Source organism: Pseudohongiella sp. (assembly GCF_040877505.1).
Lineage (GTDB): Bacteria > Pseudomonadota > Gammaproteobacteria > Pseudomonadales > Pseudohongiellaceae > Pseudohongiella.
Genome location: NZ_JBBDNQ010000013.1, coordinates 1 through 24416 on the forward strand (window position 1 = coordinate 1; position 24416 = coordinate 24416).

The following is a 24416-nucleotide window of genomic DNA, read 5'->3' on the forward strand; positions in this document are numbered from 1 at the left end:
CAGCGCACGAATCAGCATTTCACCACCAGAAAGCAATTCCACTTTTATAGCCTCTCAAAAATGTGACGTCAGAAATAACGTCAATAAGACACTGTCTTGGGACAGTATCTTCGCAGATAAAGTTATCCTTTTATATTCAGAACCAATCAACAAGATCTTTCAGCAAGTATATCAGCGCGATATGACAGCCTTGAGCGACTTAAACAGCCCTGAGCCAGAAAACAGCCTTGAGCCATAAACAGCCCTGAGCGACATAAGCAGCCCTGATACATGCCGGTTCCGCACGTCGGTAACGTATTGGAACCTAGGTGGATGTTGTCTGACACCTAGCGAGCCCCGGGGCTGACATTTTTCGACGCAACCCGGCCAGAGCAGATTTGGGGAGGGGATTACCTTCTCAGTCTGCGTGCAGTGGAGGAACCGGATACGGCTCCCCCAGCGGCAACGCACAATTTTCCCACGATTTCAGGCATTGTCAAGCGTGAGGCCCGTCTTGCCTGCGTTTGTCGAAAATAAAACCATTTTCATCCACATCAACCAGGATACAGTCGCCGGGCGCATATTCGCCCTGGATGACACGCTGCGCCAGCGGGTTCTCAATCCAGTTCTGCAGCGCACGGCGCAGCGGGCGGGCACCATACACCGGGTCGTAACCCAGCTCGGCAACCTTGTCGAGCACCGCATCGGACACCTCAATGGCCAGATCATTGTAATTCAGACGCTTATTGAGCGAGGCAATCTGAATATCGGCGATACCCCGGATCTGGCTGGCAGCCAGCGGATGGAACACCACCGTTTCATCAATACGGTTAACAAATTCGGGCCGGAAGTGCCGCGTCACCACTGACATCACATCATGCTTCACACGCTCGTAAGCGACCTCGTCGGTCGGATCATTGCCCAGCATATCCTGAATACGGTCGGACCCCAGGTTGGAGGTCATGACGATCACCGTATTGCGGAAATCCACCGTGCGCCCGTGACCATCAGTCAACCGGCCATCATCAAGCACCTGCAGCAGGATATTAAACACATCCGGGTGCGCTTTCTCCACCTCATCCAGCAGCAGCACTGAATACGGCCGGCGGCGCACTGCTTCGGTCAGGTAGCCGCCCTCTTCATAACCGACATACCCCGGAGGGGCGCCGATCAGACGGGCTACCGAATGCTGTTCCATGAACTCGGACATGTCGATGCGCACCATGGCCTCTTCAGTATCAAACAGGAATTCGGCCAGGGCTTTGCACAGTTCGGTTTTGCCGACCCCGGTAGGCCCCAGGAACAGGAAAGAGCCATTGGGCCGGTTGGGATCCGACAGCCCCGAACGCGAGCGCCGCACCGCATTGGCCACCGCGGTAACCGCCTCATGCTGACCGATCACCCGTTTGTGCAGCGCGTCCTCCATCTGCAACAGTTTCTGTTTGTCACTCTGCAGCATTTTGGATACCGGAATACCGGTCCAGCGCGATACCACATCGGCAATTTCTTCCTCGGTGACGCGGCTGCGCAGCAGTTGCATGTCCATCATCTCGGCCTGCGTGGACATATCCAGCGTCTTCTCCAGATTGGGAATGACACCGTATTGCAGTTCCGACATGCGCGCCAGGTCACCGGCACGACGGGCGGACTCAAGATCAGCACGGGCCTTTTCCAGGTTGCTCTTGATCGACTGGGTGCCGTGTACCGAGGCTTTTTCTGCCTTCCAGATCTCGTCCAGATCGGCAAATTCTCTTTCTACGCGCTGAATATCTTCGGCCAGTTTCTCCAGGCGTTTGCGCGAGGCCTCGTCTTCTTCCTTTTTCAGCGCTTCACGCTCGATCTTCAACTGGATCAGGCGACGCTCCAGCTTGTCCATTTCTTCCGGTTTGGAATCGATTTCCATACGGATCATGCTGGCCGCTTCATCAATCAGGTCGATGGCTTTGTCCGGCAACTGGCGATCAGGGATATAGCGCTGCGACAAACGCGCCGCCGCAATGATTGCCGCGTCAGCAATCTGTACACCGTGGTGGACTTCGTAGCGCTCTTTCAGGCCGCGCAAAATGGCAATGGTGTCTTCCTCGGTCGGCTCATCCACCAGCACTTTCTGAAATCGGCGCTCCAGTGCCGCGTCCTTTTCAATATACTTGCGATATTCGTCCAGGGTGGTGGCACCCACACAATGCAGCTCGCCTCGGGCCAATGCCGGTTTCAGCATATTGCCGGCATCCATGGAGCCCTCTGCTTTGCCAGCGCCAACCATGGTATGAATTTCATCAATAAACAGGATGACTGAGCCTTCCTGTTTGGACAGCTCCTTAAGCACGCCTTTCAGGCGTTCCTCAAATTCACCACGGAACTTGGCGCCAGCGATCAAGGCGCCCATGTCCAGTGCCAGGATCTTTTTGTCTTTCAGGCCTTCGGGTACCTCACCGTTGACAATGCGCTGCGCCAGGCCTTCGATGATGGCTGTTTTACCTACACCCGGTTCACCAATGAGCACCGGGTTGTTTTTTGTGCGGCGCTGCAACACCTGAATGGTGCGACGAATCTCACTGTCTCGACCGATGACCGGATCAAGGTCGCCTTTGCCTGCGCGTTCGGTCAGATCGATACAGTATTTGGACAGCGCCTGCCAGGATTCTTCGGCGTCGGCGTCAGTGACTTTCTCACCACCACGCAGATTGCTGATGGCGGTCTCCAGTGCTTTTTCCGAGATCCCGAAACTACCCAGCAAACGCCCCACTTCGCCTTTATCAGCCATGGCGGCCAGAATGACCGATTCACTCGAGATGTATTTGTCACCGTTTTTTTGTGAACTCTTGTCGGCTTGATTCAACAAACGCCCCAGGTCGTTGGACATGGTCACATCAGCGCCATTGCCTTCCACCTTGGGCAGCCTTTGCAGGATGTCGTTCAGGCCTTTACGCAAGCTGGCAATATCGAAACCGGTTTGCGACAACAAAGGCCGGACAGAGCCGCTCTTCTGTTCGAGCAGACTGATCATCAGGTGCACCGGCTCGATAAAATTGTTGTCATTACCCAGCGCCAGCGACTGCGCGTCGGCCAGCGCCGCCTGCAACTTGCTTGTCAGTTGATCCATTCTCATCTGTCACCTCAATAAACCAGCGTCCGCAGCGGACAATGGCTCAGAATAATATGTTACTGGCTCTTTAGATTGAGGTGACGCCGGGCAAATTCAAGCGTGCCCCTGGACATAACAGGCAAACAGAACGCCTGATTCAGTGATTCTTGAGGTAGATCAAGCTGGCCATGCGGCCGGTCACACCGTTGCGTCGATACGAGAAAAACTGTTTGTCATCACACACAGTACATTGCCCGCCGCCATAAACGTTGCTGATGCCTGCCTGTAACAGGCGTTGCCGCGCAACAGCGTAGATATCCATGAGACTTTTGCCTGCTTTGTCAGGCAGTGGGGTAAAAGCACTGGCAGCAGCAGCTTTGGCATCAGCAGCCGCCGCCGCGATAAACGCGGTTCGCACCTCGTCGCCCACTTCGAAACAGCAAGGGCCGATCGCCGGACCCAGCCAGGCCATCAGATCGGAACCCTGTCGGCCCATCGCCAGCGCCGTGTTCTCCAGAACGCCGTCCAGCAATCCCCGCCAGCCAGCGTGAGCCGCTGCAGCAACCCCACCATCACGTGAGCAGAACAATACCGGCAGGCAGTCGGCCGTCAGGATCGCCACCCCGTCCCCTGGCTGCATGATGCAGGCCGCATCGGCCCGGCGACGTCGCAGCGGTGATTCGCCGGCACTTATCGATATGACAGCATTGCCGTGCACCTGGTTCAGCCACTGCAAGCGCTTCAGTCCGGGCACGGCATTGCGCAGCACCCGGCGATTGCGCCGCACCGACGCCAAGTCATCACCGACATGGGTACCAAGGTTAAAGCCGTCATAAGGCGGCAGGCTGAAGCCGCCGGGCCTGGTCGTCACCAGTGCGCCGACTGCTGTGGGCGTCGGCCAATCGGGTGTTTGCCAGGAAAATCCGCCGAACTGTGCCGTGCGGAATCCGACGCTCACAGCTCCCGCCATCAGCCTGCATCCCGTTTCAGAACATCGAGCAGTGTGCGCATATCATCCGGGGCCGGCACTTCCCAGCTCACCTCTTCACCGCTTTCCGGATGCACAAATCCGAGTTTTGCCGCGTGCAGCGCCTGGCGCTTGAACTGCCGCAATTGTTCGGCCAACTCGGGGCTGCACCCTGCCGGGATATGCAGGCGCCCGCCATACATGGGGTCGCCGATCAGCGGGTGCCGGATGTGGCTCATATGAACACGAATCTGATGCGTGCGCCCGGTCTCCAGTTTCAGCTGTACATGTGTATGGGCAGTAAAGCGCCTGATCACTCGGTAATGCGTGACCGACGCCTTGCCGCTTTGCACAACTGCTCTTTTTTTGCGCTGCACCGGGTGGCGACCCAGGGGTTCATCAACCATGCCACCGGCGGTCAGCACGCCCTGAACTACGGCTTCGTACTGACGGGTTACCGAGCGTTTCTGCAACTGGCGAACCAGTCGATGATGGGCGGGCAGTGTCTTGGCCACCACCATTAATCCCGTTGTATCCTTGTCCAGGCGGTGCACGATACCGGCACGCGGCAAATGCTGCAGCGACGGGCAGTAGTGCAGCAGACCGTTCATCAGGGTGCCACTGCGATTGCCCGCTGCCGGATGTACCACCGTGCCCGCCGGTTTGTTCAACACCAGCACAACATCATCTTCATAAACGATGTCCAGCGCCAGCGCCTCGGCCTGCCAGCCATTGTTCTGGGTATCATCCAGTTCCGCTCTCAGCTCCAGCCTGTCACCCGCACTGAGCCGGTCTTTGGCCCGCTTGTGACCGGTGTTGACCAGCAAAAAGCCGTCCTTTATCCATTGTTGCAGACGCCCGCGCGAATAATCTGCGAACAAACTGGCCGCAGCCTGGTCTAATCTGGCGCCATCAAGATCATCGGGTACAACGGCGGTTAAAGAAATTCGTTCTGACATATTTGGGTATAGACCGGATGGTGTGGTTAAATAAGCGATTAATGACAGGCATTATAGTCTGTTTTGCCAGTCGAGAGGTGTTTTGAGCGTGCGAGTCCTGCTAATCATTGCTTTGTTGATAACTGCCGTGTCCTGTTCCTCGTTTGGCGGGGACCGGGATGAGTTTGCGTCCCTGTCAACTGAAGAACAATTCTACCGGACAGCCAATCAGCAGTTGAATGCGTCCAACTTCTCCGGTGCCGTGCAAACCTACCAGGCTCTGGAATCCAGGTTCCCGTTTGGCCAGTACGCCGCGCAGGCGCAACTGGAACTGATTTATGCGCATTATCGCTCCTCTAACCTGGAGGGCGCGCGAGCGGCAGCGGACCGTTTTATTCGCCTGCATCCCGACCATGAGAGTATCGACTACGCCTATTACATGAAAGGCGTGGCGACATTTTCAGAGAACACCGGTTTCATGAGCCGCTTCCTGCCGACTGACCCTGCCAAGCGGGACATCAGCCGCGCCCGCGACGCCTTCAATGAATTTTCTCTGCTGATGACGCTGTACCCGGACAGTGACTACACAGCCGATGCGCGCGCCCGCATGGTGTTTCTGCGCAACAACCTGGCCCAGTACGAAATTCATGTTGCCAACTACTACATGGAACGCCGGGCGTATGTTGCCGCCTTGAATCGTGGCCGATACGTGGTGGAAAACTTTCAGGGCAGCCCTGTCGTCGCTGATGCTGTCGCCATCATGGTGGAGTGTTATCTGCGCCTGGGTCTGAACGATCTGGCAGACACCTCGCTGGCACTGCTGCGCGATAACTATCCTGATCATGAAACACTGAATAACCGCGGCGAGTTTGTCGTGCGCAACCACGTGACCAACCCGTCGTTGCTGTATACCGTCACCTTTGGTCTGCTGGGCAGCAATGAAGACAATACGCCGCTGGCGCCAACCACCCGGCCGCAGCGTTCAATCGAGCCGGAAAGGGCAGTACCTGAACGCAGCCGGTCGCTGCTCAATATACTGACCCTGGGGCGCTTTGGCCGGGATGCAAACACGGTGCCGACGCCGACGGAGCCACCACCGGGCACGCCCGATCCCATCTGACCCCACCCGACCTCATCTGACACACGGGGGGCCGCATCCTGAGGAGTTTGCGGCCCCCCGGGTCAAAACCAACAGACGAATCAGACAGACAGCATTCAGGCCGTGTAATTTTCCGGAAAGAAATCCCGCTCGATCAGCTCGATCAGGATATGAATCACCTTGATATGAACCTCCTGCACCCGATCCGCGTAGCGGCTTGCGCCCGCACTGATATCAACGGTCGCCAGCGTACCCAGCGATGACCCGGGTGCGCCGGTCAGGCTGATCACCTGTATCCCGTTGTCACGGGCATGTTCAGCCGCCTTAAGCACATTCTTGCTGGTGCCACTGGTGCTGATGGCAAACAGGCAATCACCAGGTCGGCCGCGTGCCTGCAGGTAACGCGAAAAAATGTGTTCGTAACCAAAATCATTGGCCACACAACTGATATGCCCCGGATCGCTGATCGCCGTCGCAGAGAGCCCCGGGCGGTTATCACGATAGCGGCCGGTGAGTTCCTCGGCAAAATGCATGGCATCACTCATCGAGCCCCCGTTGCCGCAACTGTAGATGGCACCCCCGCCACGCAGTGCCTCGATCAGCACGGCAGACGCCTTTTCGATGGCGTTGATATTGCTGTCTTCAGATAAAAACCGGCTTAAAAAATCCCGGGCATCTGTCAGTGTGCCGGTAATGATGTGTCTGGTGTCAGTTGCGTTCAAACTATCCTCCTTGTCCTGCACGACTGCTTTATTCTGATTCGGCCTGCCGGGCTGCTCACTCTCCTGCGGCCCAGCCCTGCGTAATGGGGTAGCGGCGGTCACGGCCAAAGGCTCTTTCTGTCAAACGCACACCAATCGGAGCCTGCCGTCGCTTGTACTCATTGATGTCCACCAGACGCAGCACCCGGTGAACCTCCTCTTGTGCAAAACCTCTGGCGACAATGGCATCTGCGCTCAGATCCGCCTCAATATACAATGCCAGGATCTGATCAAGTCGATCGTAGGGTGGCAAGCTGTCGTCATCTTTCTGTCCCGGCGCCAATTCGGCGGAAGGAGCACGCTCGATAACCTCGACCGGGATCACATCGTCCTCCCCATCGGAGGCAGCGACGGCGTTGCGATACGCTGCCAGACGATAAACCAGCGTCTTGCTGGCATCTTTCAGCACATTAAAACCACCTGCCATGTCACCGTACAGGGTAGAGTAACCCACGGCGATCTCGCTTTTGTTACCCGTGGTCAATACCAGAGCGCCTTTTTTATTGGAAATCGCCATCAGCATGACACCCCGGCACCGGGCCTGGATATTCTGTTCTGTCAGATCTGTTGGCAAACCAGCGAACTGCGCTGCCAGAGCACCGGCAAACGCCTGGTAGCAGTCGGTAATCGGAATGACATCGTAGTGTACACCCAAACGTTCGGCCTGAGCGGCGGCCAGCCGAATGCTCAGGTCCGACGTGTAGGTGAAGGGCATCATGAGCGCGGTCACTTGCTCAGCGCCCAGTGCATCAACGGCTATTGCCAGCGTCAGCGCTGAATCAATACCGCCGGACAAACCAAGAATAACCGACGTGAAACGGTTCTTTCGCACGTAATCACGCAAGCCCAGCATCATCGCCTGATAGCAGCGCTGCTCGACGACACTCGCCGTTGGCGCCATCGGCACTGAGTCGGGGGTGACGCCTTCAGCATGGGCATCAATCACCGGCCTGGCCAGTGCGTTGTCAATGCGGAATACCACGGGCATTAGCGCTTCGGCGAATGCCGGACCCACAACGGTTACCTTGCCTTCAGAATCTGCCACCATGGAGTTGCCGTCGAACACCAGTTCATCCTGGCCACCCACCTGATTCACATACATGATCGGCGTGCCCGACTCGAAGGCGCGCCGCGCCAGCAGACGTTGGCGCTGCTCCAGCTTGTCAGTATGGAAGGGAGATGCATTGATATTGATCAACAGGCCGGCACCAGCCTGCGATGCCTGCCGGATCGGCAATGGATCCCACAGATCCTCGCAAATCGTCAACGCAACAGACAAACCCTTTATGTCGACAATGCAGGGTGAATTGCCGGCCTGGAAATATCGGCGCTCATCAAACACCTGGTAATTGGGCAAGCTCTGTTTACGGTAAGTCGTCACGATGCTGCCGTTGTGGATGACCGACAACGCATTGAACAGGAGCCCGTTTTGCGTCAACGGGTAGCCAACTATCAGATAGGCTGGAATCTGTGCCTGACACAACTCATTCAGGGCTGCCTCGATCCTGTTTGCCAGGCTCGGCCGTAGCAACAGGTCCTCGGCAGGATAACCGGTCAAACTCAATTCCGGGAAAACCACGACATCCGCTTTATGCTTACTGACAGCGTCACGCGAGGCCCGCAGGATTGCCTGGGTGTTGCCGGGGATGTCTCCCACCAACAGATTCAATTGCGCCATCACTATCGTCAACTGGCTGATCATACGATCCTCTATAGTCTGTGTCGTCCTGCACCTGCGGAGAAAAGCTGCGGTATTGTCTGTCAATCGAGCAGCGGAAGTAAAACCCCAATCACTTGCAACCTTCGGTATACGCCCTTCAGAGCGAAAGTGATCAGATAAAAATCGGGTTATTCAAGGTTTTACCGCCTTGACGCCGCGTAGCTCAGGGTCATAGGGCCGACCATCCAGCTGACCGGGTGTCCGCGCCAGAATATCCACCAGCAGATCAGCCGACGCCGGCGCCAGCACCAGGCCATTGCGATAGTGACCGGCGTTGATATAAACATTGCTGAAACCCGGAACCCGGCCGATGAACGGAACGCCGCCCGGCGCCCCGGGACGCAGACCGGCCCATTGCTGCAGCACTGGAAGTGAGGACAACACCGGCAGCATCTGTTCCGCCGATGCGCGCAGGCTATCACATGCCTCGGCGGTAATGGATTTGTCGAATTCGGCATGCTCCAGGGTACTGCCCACCAGAATATGATGATCGCGACGAGGGATCAGGTAGCGCCCCTGGCTCAGCACTATACCGTTGAGCAATGCGGTATCGGCCTTGTACAACAGCATTTGTCCTTTGACGGGCACCACCGGCATCTCCAGCCCCAGACGCGCCAGCAACTGCCCGGTCCAGGCACCGGCTGCCAGCACAAAGGCATCTGCCTGCATGCGGGTTTCCTGCCCCTGTTGCCGCACCCACAGCGCCGCCATACGACCACCGTGATGTTCAAAACGCAGGATTTCGGACTGTTCATGAACACGGACGGATTTCTGCAGACCCAGGCTGGCGGCCAGGGCTTTCACCAGTCGGGGATTGCGTATATTGGCAACGGCCGGCATGTGCAGCGCGCGTTCGCTGCCCGGCGCCAACGCTGGCTCATGCGCATAAATCTGTGATGTCTGCCAGGCCTCCATCCGGCGGTCGTGACGTTGCGCCCATAACAGAGCGTCAGCATGGTCATCCGCGTCCAGCATCGTCAGACCGCTTGCTGTCAATTCCGGATCAATGCCGGTTTCATCTGCCAAGGCTTTCGCCAGCTCGGGGTAGGCATCCTGCGCCCTGTTGGCCAGTGCCGTCACCGGTTCGGAATAACGCCAGGGATACAGCGGCGACACAATGCCACCGCCGGCCCAGGAAGCTTCCCGTCCACAGACACCCCGCTCCACAAGCTGCACGCTCGCGCCATGCCGGCTTAACCCCCGCGCAACCAGCATGCCTGACACACCGCCGCCACAAATCAAAAAATCACTCAAAACTGCGCACCCTGTTGCGAGCGGCAACTACACTCTGGATACGGAGGTAGCAAATGCCCGATAAATCAAACGCCCATGCCCAGCGAGGCATGAGCTTGCTGGAACTGTTTTTTACGCTGGCGATTATAACAATACTGACAACACTTGCCCTGCCGGTTTTCTCCATGCTGGAGCAGGAAGAGTCGTCTCGCGTTCTGCGCCAGTTCCTGAATCTGGTCGACAGTGCACGCAGTGCCGCGATCCGGCAAGGCCGGACAATCACCTTGTGCCCCAGTGATGAGCACCACAACTGTGCCGGAGACTGGCAATATGGCGCCATGATTTTCATCGATGATGATGCCAATCGTCAGCGTGACAACAATGAGGAGGCAATCACCCTGGTGCAATGGCGCGACATGAAAGGGGAGCTAAGCTGGCGTGCTTTCGGTAATCGCCAGCGACTCCTTATTGACCGATATGGCGGACTGACAGGTCAGAATGGCAACCTGACCTGGTGTCCTCCGGAACACAGCGCCGTGCCCGCCCATCAACTTGTACTCAACGGCAGCGGTCGCTTCAGGTTTGCCCGGGACAGCGATGGCGATGGTTACCGGGAAAACAGTGGCGGCGATCCGCTGCGCTGTTCCTGAGCGCGGCGCCATGACCGCTCCATCGATACAAAATCGCCCGCCTCGCAGGCCGCCATGTCATCACAGCAGATCCGCCGTTCCAAAACCAGGCTGATCACCGTCCCCGGCCGTCTGCCCGATGCCTGCACTGACACCCGGTACAGCGGCCCGCAAACAACCGCGTCCACCGCTGTGTCTGCCAGCGGTGCAACACTGAACCCGGCAGCGTCGGCCCGATACACAGCGGTGCTTGTGCCGGTTGTTTCGACCGCCCCGGGGGACATCACAATGTCTGTTTCCGATCCGGTCAAACCATCCATGGCAACGCTCAGACCTTCGCGCCTGATCAACCCAAGCAGTGAGGCATCAAGTGCTGTCAGCAAAGATTCTGCAGTACGGAAGGCGCGATCATGATCCCTGTAATTCAACGCCGATCTGGTAGCCAGCGATGCTGCATCCATGCCCGACAATGCCATGGACGCCAACACAGCCATAAAAATCAGTGCGAACAGCAACACGGAACCTCGTTGTGATTTCATCTGTTGCGATCTGCCCTGTTGTGTTGTCACACCAACGCACAGACAAATGCCTGTGGGTGTCATGAATCGCTGCCGGACGAGTGCGGTTCCGCGTGACGCAGCGCTGTGCTGAATTGCACTGTCATCCCGTCAGCAGGGAAATCTGTGGCCGCATCAGCCTGCGCAACCGCATCAGTCAGGGGCTGCACAGACAATGTAATCTCCACGACAAATACGTCAGACCAATCCGCAAGCTGATCAATATCAACATAAGCCAGGACACAGCCGGGCGCAGTGCCAGCCTCTGTCAGAGGCTCTTCAGGGCACACGGTGACACCCACCGACGTTGTCATTGCGCTGACGCCTTCCACCAGCTCTTCTGCGGCCTGGTACGACCCATCGCTTCGCTGCCTGCGCCTGAACAATCCGGCCGGGTTCTCCGCATCATTTGCACGCCGCCCGATGTAATAAAAGTGAGCTGGCGCCTCGCAATCACTGGAACGCAGCCTCAACACCTGACTTTCCGGCAGGGCATCTGGCGCAGCGGCGTGTGAGGCAAAGATCCGGAGCGGGTGACCAGGCTGATCAGACAACATGCCAACAACCGGCGCGCAGGGTGATGCCGATGCGTAAATACCCGATCGCAGCAAAAACTGCGCGTATGCCGTTCGATGTTGAAGATCCTGAACGGCGCTGTGCATGGATTGAATGCGCATGCTGCCCGCGAACAACTGCAGGATCGCCACACTCAGGCTGGCACCCAGCGCAAGAGAGATCAGCAACTCCATCAGCGTCATGCCCCGGCAACAGAACCACGACTGTTTCATCACAACACCACGATAGCACTGCTGCCCGGCAGCGCTAACGGCCCCTGCGCTGTCTGCCAGAGGACAGATACCTGGTAAATCCTCGCCGAGTCCGGATAACCCTGAACTGTCGTCGGCACAATTTCCGCATTACCACCGGGCAGCCGCGTTTCCACCTGATGGTGCCAGCGAGCCAGGTCATGCGCGGCAAGCGCAGCGGGCGAACACCCTGACAAGGTCTCACATCGGGGTGTTATCCGCCCGCGCGGCGTTGTCTGCAGCGACCGGTCAAAGCCTCGAGGATTGGCTTGCATACGCTCCAGCATATCGTTGAGCAACCATTCCGCCTGCAACAGATGGCTGGTGACCTGCGTCCGGCCCAGCGCCATGGTCTGCAGGCTCAACACAGCAAGCATGCCAGTGGTCATAATAAAACTGCTCAGCAGAACTTCGATCAGTGCAATTCCGCGACTTTTGTTCAATTCTCCGGTGGTACCCGCCATCTCATTCACCTCTTCATCCACCTCTCCCTCAAACAGAATGCCCGTCATTCAGTGCCTGTCACTTCCAGTACCTGATACCAGTATAGTCAATCTGCCTGCCCGCCACCGTCGTAGAGACAAGACTGTGCGGCATGCCACAATCCTGTGCTTACAGTCATCAGCTGTGCGCTTTGGCTTTCGTTCAGATTTTTCCCTATAATCCGCGCTTCACCTGCTCAGTGCCACGCGGACCCGCCATGGAATATGATCCTTTTTTACTCGCCTTGCTGGCATTCCTGGGGTTGATCGCGGGCTGGATAAATACACTGGCCGGTGGCGGGTCAAACCTGACCCTGCCCATGCTTATGGTGCTGGGGCTGCCGCCGGATGTTGCCAACGGCACCAACCGGGTCGGGGTGATTCTGCAGGGTGTTGTGGCGGTTCGTGGTTTTCACCACTATGGCAAACTTGACACCCCTTCTATCTGGTCAATTCTGGTACCCAGCATGATCGGCGGAGCCATGGGTGCGCTGATTGCTGCGCTGATGCCTAACGTCGCCCTGAAGCCTTTATTGCTGGGCACCGTTCTCACCATGTCTGCCATTATTTTACTGCGCCCGGGCTTTATTGCGCCGCCGCCCGGCACGCCCGTGAAATCAGTCAATGACAGCCGGGTGGCCTGGTGGGGACTTTTTTTTGCCGGCATCTATGGTGGTTTCGTGCAGGCCGGGGTCGGGTTTATTCTGCTTGCCGCACTGGCCGGCGGCCTGCGTTATGATCTGGTGCGCGCCAATGCGCTGAAGATGGTCTGCACCCTGGCGTTCACGTCCATATCACTGCTGATATTCATCTGGTTTGATCTGGTTGAATGGGTTCCCGGTCTGATTCTGGCAGTGGGCACCATGCTGGGCAGTTACTTCAGCGTACGCTTTGCCATTTCCGTTCAGCAAAACACCATCAAATGGTTTTTGTTTGTCATGACCCTGGTGTCATGTGTGGCCGCCGTGCTGTTCTGAAACTGTCCGCAAACGGGCAACGCTTTTCAATCCGTTATTCGGATGTTGTCAAACACGACTGTGATTGAGGCGCCGCCCAGCGCACTGTCACCGATACTGACCCTGGCGCCATAGCTGGCGGCAATATCAACGACCACGGCAAGACCGATGCCTTGCCCCTGCGCCAATGTGTCCAACCGCACCCCTCGCTGCAGAACACGATCGCGGTCAGCCGGACTGATACCCGGGCCGTTGTCGTCCACTCGCAACAGCATCCGCGGCGGCGCAGCAGACTCAAGTACCGCCGTAGCAGCGACGTTACCATGACCATATTTACAGGCGTTATCCAGCAGATTCCCCAGTATTTCCAGCAGGTCCCGTTCGTCGCCAAGAAAGTTGAATGCATTGTCAATATCAAGCGCAATTGTGACCGGTTTATCCGCATACACCTTTTCCAGCGTTCGGCCGACTTTGGCGGCAGCATCAGCAACGCTTACCTGCCTGGCCAGCGTGCTGGCACTGCCCGCGCTAACCGCACGCTGCAACTGATAGCTGACGATCTGATTCATACGGTCCAGCTGTTCCTGAACAATTCTGCTTTGGCTGCGTGCTTCGGCGTCGCCGCCAAGCTCACCCTGTATCACCGCCAGCGGCGTTTTCAGGCTGTGCGCCAGATCAGCCAGTGTGGTTCGATAGCGCGACTGCTGTTTGCGCTCGGACTGAATCAACAGATTAAGATTCTGGGTGACGGCGCTCAGCTCCCGGGGATATGAAGTATCAAGTACCTCACTTTGGCCTGTTTCGATCTGCTTCAGATCACGCGCCAGTCGGCGCAGGGGTGCCAGACCCCAGCGCAACAGCAATAATTGGAGCACCAGTAACAACACTGCCAGCCCACCCAGCCAGGACCAGAGGCTGCTTCTGAAATTGGCCACTTCGATTTCGAAGGTGTCTGTCGCTTCCAGTACCGAAAACTGAATGGGCGAAGGCCGGTTCTCCCAGGTGACCGCGTAGCTGCTGACAAAAAATTCGCCGCGCCCTGCCATTTGCAAGCGGCCAAAACCTGTTTCACCAATGGCCAGGTCATAACCCAGCCCAAGGGAGTCATAACTGATGTCGAGCGCCGACGCAGTTCGCAGCAGCTCGCCGTCATCGGCGCTGCTGATAAAGCCATAAAGATCCGAGTTCAACTGCGAAAAGCGCGGCTCGCGCAGATTCCCACTGAAGTAGAAATTGCCGCCGGCTTCATCTACCGCCGCCAACAGTACATAGATCTGTACCTGCAGCTGTTCGGCTACGCCGGTTTCCAGACTGTTTCTGAATGCCCGATCAAGCACGGCGCCGGTCAGCCCGAGAAACACCGTCAACAGGACACTGACCGCAATCAGAAGACGATTTTGCAGGGAGTAACCACCGATGATGCGGGCAGTCACCGTTTCAATCCATTGCCCGCATGCGGTAGCCTTGGCCACGCACGGTTTCAATCGGTTGCAGCGTCTGCTCAGGATCCAGTTTCTGCCGCAAACGGCGTACAAAAACTTCCAGCACATTGCTGTCGCGATCAAAGTCCTGGGCGTACAGATGTTCAGTCAGTTCGGCCTTGGAAATGACCTGATCGGGATGCAGCATGAGGTATTCCAGCGTTTTGTACTCATACGCGGTCAGTTCAACACCAGCGCCGTCGACGGTGACGCGTTTGGCAGCGGTGTCCAGCTGCACCGGTCCGCAACTGATGACAGGGCTGGCAAAACCCGCCGCTCGGCGCAGCAGGGCATTCAGCCGGGCCTGTATCTCTTCCAGCCGGAACGGTTTCACCACATAATCATCGGCACCCGCGTCCAGGCCTGCTACTTTATCCTGCCAGTCGCCGCGGGCGGTCAGGATAAGCACCGGATACATTTTACCGGCTTCTCGCAATTTTGAGATAACGCTGATACCGTCAAGCTGCGGCAGCCCAAGATCGATGATGGCGGCATCGTAGTCGTACTCGATGGCCTGGAACAGGCCCGTTTTGCCGTCAGAGGCATCATCAACAACATAACCGGCGCGCTCCAGCCCCATTTTTAATTGCTGACGCAACAAACTCTCATCCTCGATGACCAACAACCGCATATGCCCTACTCCCTGCCCAGGGCGCCGGTCGCCTGATCAACAAAAACCGTGTAGATATTTCCCTCGTTATCCAGCCTGACCCGAAACCGCAGGCGCCCGTCCTGGCGCACCTCGTTAATGCTGATCACCGTGCCGGGGAAATTTGCCCGCACTATTGCCAGTGCCTGTTCCTGATTGACCGGGCGACCCTGCTCTTCGGACGCCTGATCTGCCTGGCCCTGCGGCTGGGCCATGGCTGCCACCGGCATGCCGGCCAGCAGGCCGACAACTATCAAACCCAGTGCGCCAGACCAGACAAGCTTCCGGATGCATTGCAGATGACCCCTTATCCAAACTGGCAGTTCCATATAACCCCACTGAAAATGACTGGTATTGACTGTTCATTACCGGCGCCGCGAGCCAGGCAGCCAATCCGCCACCGGGGCCCTCAGCGCACCGGCTCGACCTGCACCCGCAAGCGGATGCGTTCACCCGGATCATCATCCATACGCACGGAAAAATCTTCACCGTTATAGCGGTATCTGACCTGGTAACCCATCAGCCGCTCCTCGTCGTAATATTCCTCGACAAGCTCGCATTGTTGCACCGTCTGATACCGGGCAGGCTCATGCCGACTGTTGGCAGCCACTATATCACGCCCGACAGAGTGCCCCAACACGGCACCCACAACGGTACCCACTTTGCGACTGGAACTGTTGTTGCCCACAGCATTTCCCAGCGCACCACCCACGATGGCGCTGATCAGTGCCGGTGTACGGCTGCCCGAGCGGTGTGAATCCTTGACCCGCACCTGTTCCTGCCAGCACTCCTCCCGGGGAGCCGAGACGGTTACCGATTGATAAATCGGGCGCGAGTCCAGCACATCGGCATATACATATTGTGTCTGGGCCAGAGCAGATGATGATATCCACATGGCCCCGGCCCCTATACCCAGGGTACCTGCCGCTTTTAACATCTTGCCTACGGACTTTTTCATGGTGCATCTCCATATTGATATGTCACGTCAGTCACTTTAGTGCGCGGCAGCTGAATCGAGACTGAATGGCATGACAATATGTTCCGGGATCTGGTGATTCGGGCTCCGCAAACTGAAACTCAGCCGCATACAGCACGCAGGCAAGACATAGACTATTGATTTTAAGGGAGATGCAGGTACAATCCGGGCTGCTTCATATAACAAAAATTACAATCCACCATGCCTTAGGTACACCGCTGGCCTACGCACCACCAAGAGATGACACATGTTCCGCAAAACCCTTGTTTCCGCCATTTTAGTCACCCTGATCAGTATTCCCGTCATTTTTTTCCTGCATCCACTGATCGACACCCCCATCTTTTATATCGGGCTGATCTTTCTGGCTTGCCTGGCAACAGCCGCGCTGGCACAGCTGGGGACAAAACCAGTCACAAAGCGCAAGTCTGCGCCGCGACGCACCAGCACCAGCACCAGCAATGCGTCGCGGGAACTTGGCAAGGTCAAATGGTTCAACGCCAGCAAAGGCTTCGGTTTTATTACGCGCGACAGCGGTGATGATGTTTTTGTGCACTTCCGCTCGATTCGCGGTGAAGGCCACCGGGTGCTTAAAGACGGCCAGCGCGTTGAGTTCAGTGTCAGTCAGGGCGACAAAGGCCTGCAGGCTGACGACGTCTCTGCCGTTCAGGGCTGAGAACCGGCTGGTTGCAGGATGGATATCGCAGCTGCCGGCCAGTTCAGCTTGTTGCTGATGAGCCCGAATCAGTAATGGGGCGGCCGGTCCTCTGCGACGCCACTTTGAACCATGCTCTCGGATTGCGCCTCCAGAAGCTCAGCCAGTTTTTCCCGATGCAGACCAAGCTCTCGCGTCAGAGTTTCTATCTGCTGCTGCTGTCGGGTGACAACCTCGTTAAGGGCCTGAAGACTGTCCTCTTGAAAGGCAAACCGGGTTTGCAGATCGACCAGCGTTGTATCGGTAGACATAATTAACCCCCTTTCAGTAACACGTAGGTGTTTGCCCGAACTAGGGCAAAGCTCGGCACTGCATTGGTCAGGCCGTGCATTCAGGCTGATGATAACGCGAGGCTGGCCATCACTCCAGCCGGATTCATGCACCTGGCTGTGCCCGGCTGTTTTCATTCATCTTTTTATTAATTGGCAAGTCATGTAATAATCAGCGATAAATAACTGTCTTAATACCCATGACGAGAGACTTGGTTAGCCATCCGAATCCAGGCCCCGATCACTCGTATTATCGTTATGCAGGAGGCACGTCGTCTTGACCGGTCAATCTTCATCACAAACCTCATCACAGAACACGCCAGAGCCCTCAACCAGTGAGAACTGGGAGCATGCACCGGTGAACTGGGTCAACATGATCCTGTTTACGCTGACCCCTTTGTTCGCAGTTACTCTGGTGCCTTTGTACGGCTTCGTTTATGGCTACAGCGCCTACGATTGGCTGGTGTTTATCCTGCTGATGGGTTTCTGCGGCATTTCCATTACCGCAGGCTACCATCGGCTTTGGTCGCACAAGGCATACAAGGCGCATCCGGTGTTGCGCTTCATGTTCGCACTGGGTGGCGCCTGTGCGCTGCAAAACGATGTATTTAACTGGGCCTCCGACCACCGTCGGCATCATGCCTTTGTTGACAACAATGACAAGGACCCCTACTCGGCTGGTCGCGGCTTCTGGTTTTCCCATATCGGCTGGATACTTCGCCATTACCCCAGCAGTTCCAAGGATTTTTCCAATATCAAGGACCTGCAAAAAGACCCCATTCTGCAATGGCAGCACAAACACTACCTGGCGCTGGTGCTCTTCATGAATATCGCGCTACCTGCATTTCTGGGTTACCTGGGCGGCAGCATCATCGCCGGTTTGTTGCTGGGCGGTCTGTTGCGCCTGGTACTGAGCCAGCATGTAACCTACCTGATTAATTCGCTGGCCCACATGTGGGGCAGCCAGACCTTCAGTGAAAAAAGCTCCGCACGTGACAATCCCGTTATCGCACTGCTCACCTATGGCGAGGGTTATCACAATTACCATCACACTTTTCAGTGGGATTACCGCAACGGCATTCGCTGGTGGCACTACGACCCGACCAAATGGCTGATTCGCAGCTGTTCATGGGTTGGCCTGACCAGTGACCTGAAGCGGGTTTCGCCGTTAAGCATCGAAACCGCGCGCCTGGAAATGCAATACCGCAAAGCCACCGAGCGCTGTGATCAGCTGGCCAATGCCGATACCTGGCGTATGCGCCTGGAAGATGAATATCAGCAATTGAAACAAACGCTTGATCTGTGGGCCCAGCACCGTCAGCAGTGGTATGCCGCCAAGTCCAGTCAGATCCATGATCAGATTCATGAAAAATGGGACCGGATCGCCTTGCGCGACAACTATCGGGAAGTTCGTTATCAACTCAAATTGCGCCGCCAGCGCTGGCGCGAGCTGATTCAGAGCTTCTCTGATGTACCCCGGATCACGGCGTAACCGAACTTGCCTGGGCACACTCAAACCAACATTGGCATTAACCTCAGGATAACCATGACTGTTTTACCTGCATTAATCAGCAAACCCATCCTTGCAGCTTGCGCCATGGCACTGGCTTTGCTTGCGCCAGCAATCGCTTCAGCTGTCGAAGAAGGTGATCGTGCACCAGACTTTACGCTGCCGGGTGTGCGCGCCAGCGACCCGGACATTCAGCTCAGTGACCTGCAGGGCAAGATCGTTTACGTCGACTTCTGGGCCTCCTGGTGTCTGCCCTGTTTGCGCTCTCTGCCGCAGGTCAACGGTCTTTACGAGCAATATCGCGACCAGGGTTTTGAGGTGGTGGCCATAACCATCGACGACCCGGTGGCAGACGCCACGGAATTTCTTGACGACCTGGAAGTACCGCTGGCCTACGCCGTTGTACTTGATGCGACTGCCGATGTCATGGACCAGTACCGCGTCGTTGGCATGCCGACCTCCTTTCTCATCGACCGGGACGGTGTCGTGCGAAAAGTCCACAAGGGCTTTCGGGAAGGCGATACCGAGCTGCTGGAAGCGTCGCTGGTACCGCTGTTGGCAGAATGAAGCCGGATCAGGGATACAAACGCAGCAACGGTTCATTAAGCGCTGACATCTGTTCGCGCAACTCCAGGATGTGCTCGGCCCAGTAACGCTCGGTGTTAAACCACGGAAAGCTGTGCGGAAATGCCGGATCCTGCCAGCGCCGCGCCAGCCAGGCACTGTAATGCATGATGCGCAAAGTGCGCAGCGGTTCAATCAGTGCCAGCTCTCGCGCATCAAAGTCATAAAACTCTTCGTAACCTTCAACAATCTCCAGCAGTTGTCCTTGCTGCTGATCGCGATCACCCGCCAGCATCATCCACAGATCCTGAATCGCGGGACCGTTCATGGCATCGTCGAAGTCAACAAAATGCGGTCGCTCGTCGCGCCACAGAATATTGCCCGGATGACAGTCGCCATGTAATCGCAGCACGCGACAGCTGTTGGTTTGCGTAAACACGGGCCGCAACCTGTCGATCAGATCACGGCTCAGGCTGTCGTAGGCGGCCACCAAAGATGATGGGATAAAGTCATTGCCGAGCAGGAATTCGCGGCTGGCGATGGCGAACTGATCCATGCTCAGGGAGACGCGATGATCAAACAGTCGCTGCGCGCCGGCCAGATGCACGCGCCCAAGAAATCGCCCCATCACCAACAGATTGTCGGGATTATCAAGCTCGGGCGCCCTGCCTGCCAGGCGGGGAAACAGCGCAAAACGGAAATTCTGCTCACCGCAGCTGAAATTGTGCAAGGTCTGTTCCGCCTGCCCGGCACCGGGACTGATCCACATCGGCGGCACCACCGGAATATCCAGATCGGCGAGCTCCTGGGCAAAACTGTGTTCCTCAAGAATCTGTTCGTTGCTCCAGCGCTCAGGCCGATAAAATTTGGCGACAACGTATTCACCTGACTCCAGACCGATCTGATAAACCCGGTTTTCATAGCTGTTAAGCCCGAAAACGCGCGCTGTGGTTTCCAGGCCGAGGCTCTCCACCGCGTCCAGCACCTGGTCGGGGCCCAGCAGCTCGTAGGGATGCATCAGCGTCGGGGATGTCATGGTTTTATCCTGCATGTATTTGTAGCCTGTGGATCGAGTTTGGCGCGAGTATACTGTAAAATACCGTTTTGAAGCCGAAAACTTCAACCCGTCCCTATCTCAGCAAGAGCACTCAGCATACGCAATAAAACGCGCAGCCAGAGTCAGCAAGGAGTCTTTCTTGAGCAGCAACAACGCAGCCCAGCATCAGAATCTGTTAGACCAATATCAACAAATTCAGGCAAAGAAACTCAACCTGGATCTGACCCGGGGCAAACCAGCTACCGCCCAGCTCGCCCTGAGTGACGCACTGGATGGCATTCTGCAAGGCAACTATAGCTGCGCCGATGGCAGTGATGCGCGCAACTACGGCGGCGCTCTGGGCATTCCGGAAGCACGCCAGTTTGCGGCAGATTATCTGGGCGCCAAACCCTCTCAGGTATTGGTCGGGGGCAACAGCTCCTTGCAGCTGATGTACCAGGTTGTTACCAACGCCTATTATCATGGGGTGAACAACAGCGAACAGGCATGGATTAAGGAGGCAGGCAGCGCAGGTAAAATCAAGTTTTTGTGCCCGGCACCAGGTTATGATCGCCACTTCAGCATCTGCGAAACCCTGGGCATTGAGATGATCCCGGTCACCATGGACAGCAACGGGCCGGACATGGACCAGGTCGAAGCACTGCTGCGCAATGATCCCCTGATCAAAGGGATTTGGTGTGTGCCCAAATACGCCAACCCGAACGGCGTGGTTTACTCCGATGATGTGGTTGAGCGTTTTGCACAACTGGGCAAGATCGCCGGCGCCAATTTCCGCATCATCTGGGACAACGCCTACGCCGAACATCATCTGGTAGAGAATCCGCCGGAACTGGCAAGCCTGCTGGCTCTGAGCGAGAAGTACGGCACGCTGGACAACGCTGTTGTCATTGGCTCGACGTCAAAGATAACGTTTGCCGGCGCCGGCATCTCCTTCCTGGCGAGCTCGGAGTCGAATATCGCCGGGTTTGTTGACCAGTTGGGCATCGCCACCATCGGTCCGGACAAAGTCAATCAGTTGCGCCATGTGCGCTTCCTGAAAGACCTGCCAGGCCTGCGCGCACTGATGCAGGAGCATCGCAGGATACTGCAACCGAAATTCGAGCTGGTGCTTAAACACCTTGATGAAGGGCTGGCAGGCAAGACCCACAATGGCCGGCCGCTGGGCACCTGGACCCGGCCCGACGGTGGCTACTTCGTCCTGTTTGATACCCAGCCGGGCCTGGCCGATAAAGTCGTCAAATTGTGCGCCGGCGCGGGCGTCAAACTGACGCCTGCCGGCTCTACCTGGCCATACAAAAAAGATCCGGCCAACAGCAACATCCGCCTGGCCCCGTCATTCCCGGGCCTGAGTGAAATCGACGAGGCCATGCAGGTCTTTGTCCTGTGCGTTGAGCTGGCCACGCTGGAACAGTAAGACGACTATAAGCGGGGAGATCAGCGCCGGCGTTCCCGTATGATCACGCTGTTGCGCTCGACCCGCCGATAGTTGGATTTTTTGCGTGCGTCCCTGTCGACGTAAATCACCTCGCGGCGATCGCGTGACCAGCTGCCACGGACAGGCGCATGGCGATCGTAGTGCCGGTCATGGTCATAGTAGTTCCGACCATGGTCATAATGGTGCCGGTCATGGCCGCCGTAACCGTGTTTGCTCCGGTAGCCATGCGCCTTGCCGTAAGGCGCATGGCCAAACGCCGATGAACGGTGACCGTGTGAATTATATCGGGGCGACGTGCGGTGAGAGGTGGTAATCACTCTTGTCGAGTGCGAAGGTCCATAATAAGAGGACCCGTAATAAACCGACAGCGGACCGCTGTGGTACGCCAGCACCGGCGCCGAGTAGATGGTTTCACGAACGACCACCCTGCGGTCATGATCAGCCAGTGCCTGTGTCGCACCCAGTGCGGCCACCAGCGTTGCTGCCAGACCTGATATCAATAACGTCTTTCGCATTTTCATTTGCTGCTCCTCCATAATGCCGGGTTCACGGACTTAGTTATAGAGCAGCACGGCTGAACACAGACTGAATGAGCGGGACGATATGATGGCGCTGGCGGGCCGCCGGCTAGTTGTCACTCAGATTGCGGGTACCAAAACCCGGCATCGGGAAAGGCATGATGTTGTCGCCACTGGAGATTTTAGCCACACCGGTTTTTTCGACCTCATCAATGCGCAGAATTGCCTGTAGCGGTATAAAGCTGCGCTTGACGTCCTGAAACTCCATCTTCAGCTTCTCTTCACTGGGATCCACCACGACCTGACTGCGCTCATCGAACAGGAACTCTTCCACCTCGATAAAGCCGTAAAGCTCGCTCTGGTATACCTGGCGGGCGAAGACTTCATAGACTTTGCCCTTGTTGAGGAAGGTAATGCGGTAGATTTCCTGGCGGCTGGCCATTGTGCTGAATACTCTTGCGTCGTGGGTGTTTGCGCGGTTGTCTATCGGTGACCCCATATTGTAGCCTAAACCAACCCTCCAGATACAGCATCTGCATCAATTTGCTGTTATAATCCGCGGCTTTTCGACGTTTTCCGGATACGCTATGAGCACCACCACCGACCCGACAGCACCGCGCAAAAAAGTCTACATCAAGACCCACGGCTGCCAGATGAATGAATATGATTCATCGCGCATGCTGGATCTGCTGCGTGAGTCACAGCAGGCCGACCTGGTCGACACGCCGGAAGAAGCCGATATCCTGTTGCTCAACACCTGCTCGATCCGCGAAAAAGCCCAGGAGAAGGTGTTCCATCAGCTTGGGCGCTGGCGCGCACTGAAGGAAGCCCGCCCGGGCGTCAAAATCGCAGTGGGTGGCTGCGTCGCCAGCCAGGAGGGCGCGGCTATCGGCAAACGTGCACCCTATGTCGATGTTGTATTTGGTCCGCAGACCCTGCACAAACTGCCCGACATGCTTAACGCATCCGGTGGCAAAGGCCCGGTGGTTGACATCACTTTCCCGGAAATCGAGAAATTTGACCGCCTGCCTGAACCCAAAGCATCAGGCTGTGAAGCCTTCCTGACCATCATGGAAGGCTGCAGCAAATATTGCTCCTTTTGTGTTGTGCCGTATACCCGCGGTGAGGAAGTCAGCCGTCCGCTTGACGATGTGCTGGCCGAAGCCGTTCACCTTGCCGGACAGGGCGTGCGCGAAATCAATCTGCTGGGCCAGAATGTGAATGCCTATCGCGGACTCAGCCACGACGGCCAGATTGTCAACATGGCCACCCTGATACAATATATCGCAGGTATCGACGGCATTGACCGCATCCGCTTCACGACATCGCATCCGGTCGAATTCAACACCCATCTGATCGACATGTACCGACACGTCCCCGAGCTGGTAAGCCACCTGCATCTGCCTGTACAAAGTGGTTCAGATCGCATTCTGGCCGCCATGAAACGAGGCCATACCGTTCTGGAGTACAAGTCCATTATCCGCAAGCTGAAGGCCATACGTCCTGGTATCAGCATGTCATCGGACTTCATTATCGGCTTTCCGGGTGAAACCCAGAAAGACTTTGAAGACACCATGAATCTGATCATTGATGTGGGTTACGACCACTCTTTCAGCTTCATTTACAGCCCCCGCCCGGGCACGCCAGCTGCCGACCTGCCCGATCACACCAGTGAGCAGGAAAAGAAACATCGTCTGGCAGTATTGCAGGCGCAGATATTGCGGCAGGCGGCGGCGATCAGCGAAGGCATGGTCGGCAGCACACAGCGCATTCTGGTCAGCGGCCCCTCCAAGCGTGGCGATGCCATGATGCAAGGGCGCACCGAAAACAATCGTGTTGTTAATTTCCGCTGCGACGATCTGTCGCTGGCGGGCAGCTTTACCGATGTGAAGATTGTGGAAGCATTCCCCAACTCACTGGCGGGTGAACTTTAACTTGCACTATACTGATCCGACCGGCCCGTGTGTCCTGAACGGACACACGGGCTGAGGACTCTCAATTCTGACGCACACTCATGTCTGCTGCGCACAAAG

At 56.7% G+C, this 24416-nt stretch carries 25 protein-coding genes and 1 pseudogene; 9 read left to right on the top strand and 17 right to left on the bottom strand.

Annotated elements, in window-relative coordinates; all coding sequences use genetic code 11:
* On the top strand, positions 1 to 238 hold a 238-nt coding region (locus WD071_RS03920), incomplete at its 5' end, for a hypothetical protein (RefSeq protein ID WP_368047027.1).
* 237 nt (positions 239 to 475) lie between these two features.
* Here the strand turns inward: WD071_RS03920 and clpB are convergent.
* The 3 genes from clpB to rluD all read right to left on the bottom strand — a co-directional run bounded on the left by clpB (position 476) and on the right by rluD (position 4990).
* Positions 476 to 3088 carry an ATP-dependent chaperone ClpB gene (clpB, locus tag WD071_RS03925; protein ID WP_368047028.1) on the bottom strand — a complete coding sequence of 871 codons (2613 nt, stop codon included), beginning with the start codon at positions 3086 to 3088 and terminating at the stop codon, positions 476 to 478.
* A gap of 133 nt (positions 3089 to 3221) precedes the next feature.
* Complete coding sequence (gene pgeF, locus WD071_RS03930) at positions 3222 to 4034, bottom strand: peptidoglycan editing factor PgeF (protein WP_368047029.1); 813 nt, start codon at positions 4032 to 4034, stop codon at positions 3222 to 3224.
* Positions 4034 to 4990, bottom strand: a complete 957-nt coding sequence (gene rluD, locus WD071_RS03935) for a 23S rRNA pseudouridine(1911/1915/1917) synthase RluD (RefSeq protein ID WP_368047030.1) — start codon at positions 4988 to 4990, stop codon at positions 4034 to 4036. Before rluD ends, pgeF begins: the two co-directional genes overlap by 1 nt.
* An 82-nt stretch (positions 4991 to 5072) precedes the next feature.
* Here rluD and WD071_RS03940 point away from each other — a divergent pair, with 82 nt between their 5' ends.
* A complete protein-coding gene (locus tag WD071_RS03940; protein WP_368047031.1) occupies positions 5073 to 6089 on the top strand; it encodes an outer membrane protein assembly factor BamD in 1017 nt (338 codons plus the stop codon).
* 95 nt (positions 6090 to 6184) lie between these two features.
* On the opposite strand, the gene WD071_RS03945 is transcribed toward WD071_RS03940, so the two are convergent.
* The 3 genes from WD071_RS03945 to thiO all read right to left on the bottom strand — a co-directional run bounded on the left by WD071_RS03945 (position 6185) and on the right by thiO (position 9803).
* Positions 6185 to 6790, bottom strand: coding sequence for an SIS domain-containing protein (locus tag WD071_RS03945; RefSeq protein ID WP_368047032.1), 606 nt, complete (start codon positions 6788 to 6790; stop codon positions 6185 to 6187).
* Between the two features lie 55 nt (positions 6791 to 6845).
* Positions 6846 to 8531 (bottom strand): NAD+ synthase, encoded by a 1686-nt coding sequence (locus WD071_RS03950; RefSeq protein ID WP_368047033.1) that lies wholly within the window; start codon positions 8529 to 8531, stop codon positions 6846 to 6848.
* A 150-nt stretch (positions 8532 to 8681) separates the two neighbouring features.
* Positions 8682 to 9803, bottom strand: coding sequence for a glycine oxidase ThiO (gene thiO / locus WD071_RS03955; protein ID WP_368047034.1), 1122 nt, complete (start codon positions 9801 to 9803; stop codon positions 8682 to 8684).
* 53 nt (positions 9804 to 9856) lie between these two features.
* Here thiO and WD071_RS03960 point away from each other — a divergent pair, with 53 nt between their 5' ends.
* Entirely contained in the window at positions 9857 to 10432 is a 576-nt protein-coding gene (locus tag WD071_RS03960; protein ID WP_368047035.1) for a GspH/FimT family pseudopilin, read from the top strand.
* On the opposite strand, the gene WD071_RS03965 is transcribed toward WD071_RS03960, so the two are convergent.
* The 3 genes from WD071_RS03965 to pilV are packed head-to-tail and all read right to left on the bottom strand — an operon-like array spanning position 10390 to position 12286.
* Entirely contained in the window at positions 10390 to 10950 is a 561-nt protein-coding gene (locus WD071_RS03965; protein ID WP_368047036.1) for a PilX N-terminal domain-containing pilus assembly protein, read from the bottom strand. The genes WD071_RS03960 and WD071_RS03965 overlap by 43 nt on opposite strands.
* Before the next feature lie 59 nt (positions 10951 to 11009).
* Entirely contained in the window at positions 11010 to 11756 is a 747-nt protein-coding gene (locus WD071_RS03970; protein WP_368047037.1) for a PilW family protein, read from the bottom strand.
* The gene (gene pilV / locus WD071_RS03975; RefSeq protein WP_368047038.1) at positions 11756 to 12286 is read right to left on the bottom strand and encodes a type IV pilus modification protein PilV; all 531 of its coding nucleotides are present in this window, start codon (positions 12284 to 12286) and stop codon (positions 11756 to 11758) included. Before pilV ends, WD071_RS03970 begins: the two co-directional genes overlap by 1 nt.
* 188 nt (positions 12287 to 12474) lie before the next feature.
* Between pilV and WD071_RS03980 the strand changes: the two genes are divergently transcribed.
* Entirely contained in the window at positions 12475 to 13233 is a 759-nt protein-coding gene (locus tag WD071_RS03980; RefSeq protein WP_368047039.1) for a sulfite exporter TauE/SafE family protein, read from the top strand.
* Positions 13234 to 13259: 26 nt separating this feature from the next.
* Here WD071_RS03980 and WD071_RS03985 read toward each other — a convergent pair whose 3' ends face one another.
* From WD071_RS03985 to WD071_RS04000, 4 genes are all read right to left on the bottom strand, one after another.
* Positions 13260 to 14645, bottom strand: a complete 1386-nt coding sequence (locus WD071_RS03985) for an ATP-binding protein (RefSeq protein WP_368047040.1) — start codon at positions 14643 to 14645, stop codon at positions 13260 to 13262.
* Between the two features lie 4 nt (positions 14646 to 14649).
* A complete protein-coding gene (locus tag WD071_RS03990; protein ID WP_368047041.1) occupies positions 14650 to 15324 on the bottom strand; it encodes a response regulator transcription factor in 675 nt (224 codons plus the stop codon).
* Between the two features lie 5 nt (positions 15325 to 15329).
* The gene (locus WD071_RS03995; RefSeq protein ID WP_368047042.1) at positions 15330 to 15671 is read right to left on the bottom strand and encodes a PepSY domain-containing protein; all 342 of its coding nucleotides are present in this window, start codon (positions 15669 to 15671) and stop codon (positions 15330 to 15332) included.
* 80 nt (positions 15672 to 15751) lie between these two features.
* Entirely contained in the window at positions 15752 to 16300 is a 549-nt protein-coding gene (locus WD071_RS04000; RefSeq protein ID WP_368047044.1) for a glycine zipper 2TM domain-containing protein, read from the bottom strand.
* A 427-nt stretch (positions 16301 to 16727) separates the two neighbouring features.
* Between WD071_RS04000 and WD071_RS04005 the strand changes: the two are divergent.
* Positions 16728 to 16991, top strand: a pseudogene (locus tag WD071_RS04005) (cold-shock protein); the annotation flags it as partial.
* Between the two features lie 68 nt (positions 16992 to 17059).
* Here the strand turns inward: WD071_RS04005 and WD071_RS04010 are convergent.
* Positions 17060 to 17281: a SlyX family protein gene (locus WD071_RS04010; protein ID WP_368047045.1), complete on the bottom strand. Its 222-nt coding sequence runs from the start codon at positions 17279 to 17281 to the stop codon at positions 17060 to 17062.
* Positions 17282 to 17576: 295 nt separating this feature from the next.
* Here WD071_RS04010 and WD071_RS04015 point away from each other — a divergent pair, with 295 nt between their 5' ends.
* Entirely contained in the window at positions 17577 to 18791 is a 1215-nt protein-coding gene (locus WD071_RS04015; protein ID WP_368047046.1) for an acyl-CoA desaturase, read from the top strand.
* Between the two features lie 54 nt (positions 18792 to 18845).
* Positions 18846 to 19376, top strand: coding sequence for a TlpA family protein disulfide reductase (locus WD071_RS04020; protein WP_368047047.1), 531 nt, complete (start codon positions 18846 to 18848; stop codon positions 19374 to 19376).
* A gap of 7 nt (positions 19377 to 19383) precedes the next feature.
* Here the strand turns inward: WD071_RS04020 and WD071_RS04025 are convergent, their stop codons facing one another.
* Positions 19384 to 20394 carry a serine/threonine protein kinase gene (locus tag WD071_RS04025; protein WP_368047142.1) on the bottom strand — a complete coding sequence of 337 codons (1011 nt, stop codon included), beginning with the start codon at positions 20392 to 20394 and terminating at the stop codon, positions 19384 to 19386.
* Between the two features lie 175 nt (positions 20395 to 20569).
* On the opposite strand from WD071_RS04025, the gene WD071_RS04030 reads away from it, so the two are divergent.
* A complete protein-coding gene (locus WD071_RS04030; protein WP_368047048.1) occupies positions 20570 to 21844 on the top strand; it encodes an aminotransferase class I/II-fold pyridoxal phosphate-dependent enzyme in 1275 nt (424 codons plus the stop codon).
* Between the two features lie 20 nt (positions 21845 to 21864).
* Here the strand turns inward: WD071_RS04030 and WD071_RS04035 are convergent, their stop codons facing one another.
* Together WD071_RS04035 and WD071_RS04040 are read right to left on the bottom strand one after the other, a co-directional pair.
* A complete protein-coding gene (locus WD071_RS04035; protein WP_368047049.1) occupies positions 21865 to 22386 on the bottom strand; it encodes a hypothetical protein in 522 nt (173 codons plus the stop codon).
* A 106-nt stretch (positions 22387 to 22492) separates the two neighbouring features.
* Positions 22493 to 22825 carry a DUF1820 family protein gene (locus WD071_RS04040; RefSeq protein ID WP_368047143.1) on the bottom strand — a complete coding sequence of 111 codons (333 nt, stop codon included), beginning with the start codon at positions 22823 to 22825 and terminating at the stop codon, positions 22493 to 22495.
* A gap of 145 nt (positions 22826 to 22970) precedes the next feature.
* Between WD071_RS04040 and miaB the strand changes: the two genes are divergently transcribed.
* A complete protein-coding gene (gene miaB, locus WD071_RS04045) occupies positions 22971 to 24317 on the top strand; it encodes a tRNA (N6-isopentenyl adenosine(37)-C2)-methylthiotransferase MiaB (RefSeq protein ID WP_368047050.1) in 1347 nt (448 codons plus the stop codon).
* Positions 24318 to 24416: the final 99 nt, after the last annotated feature.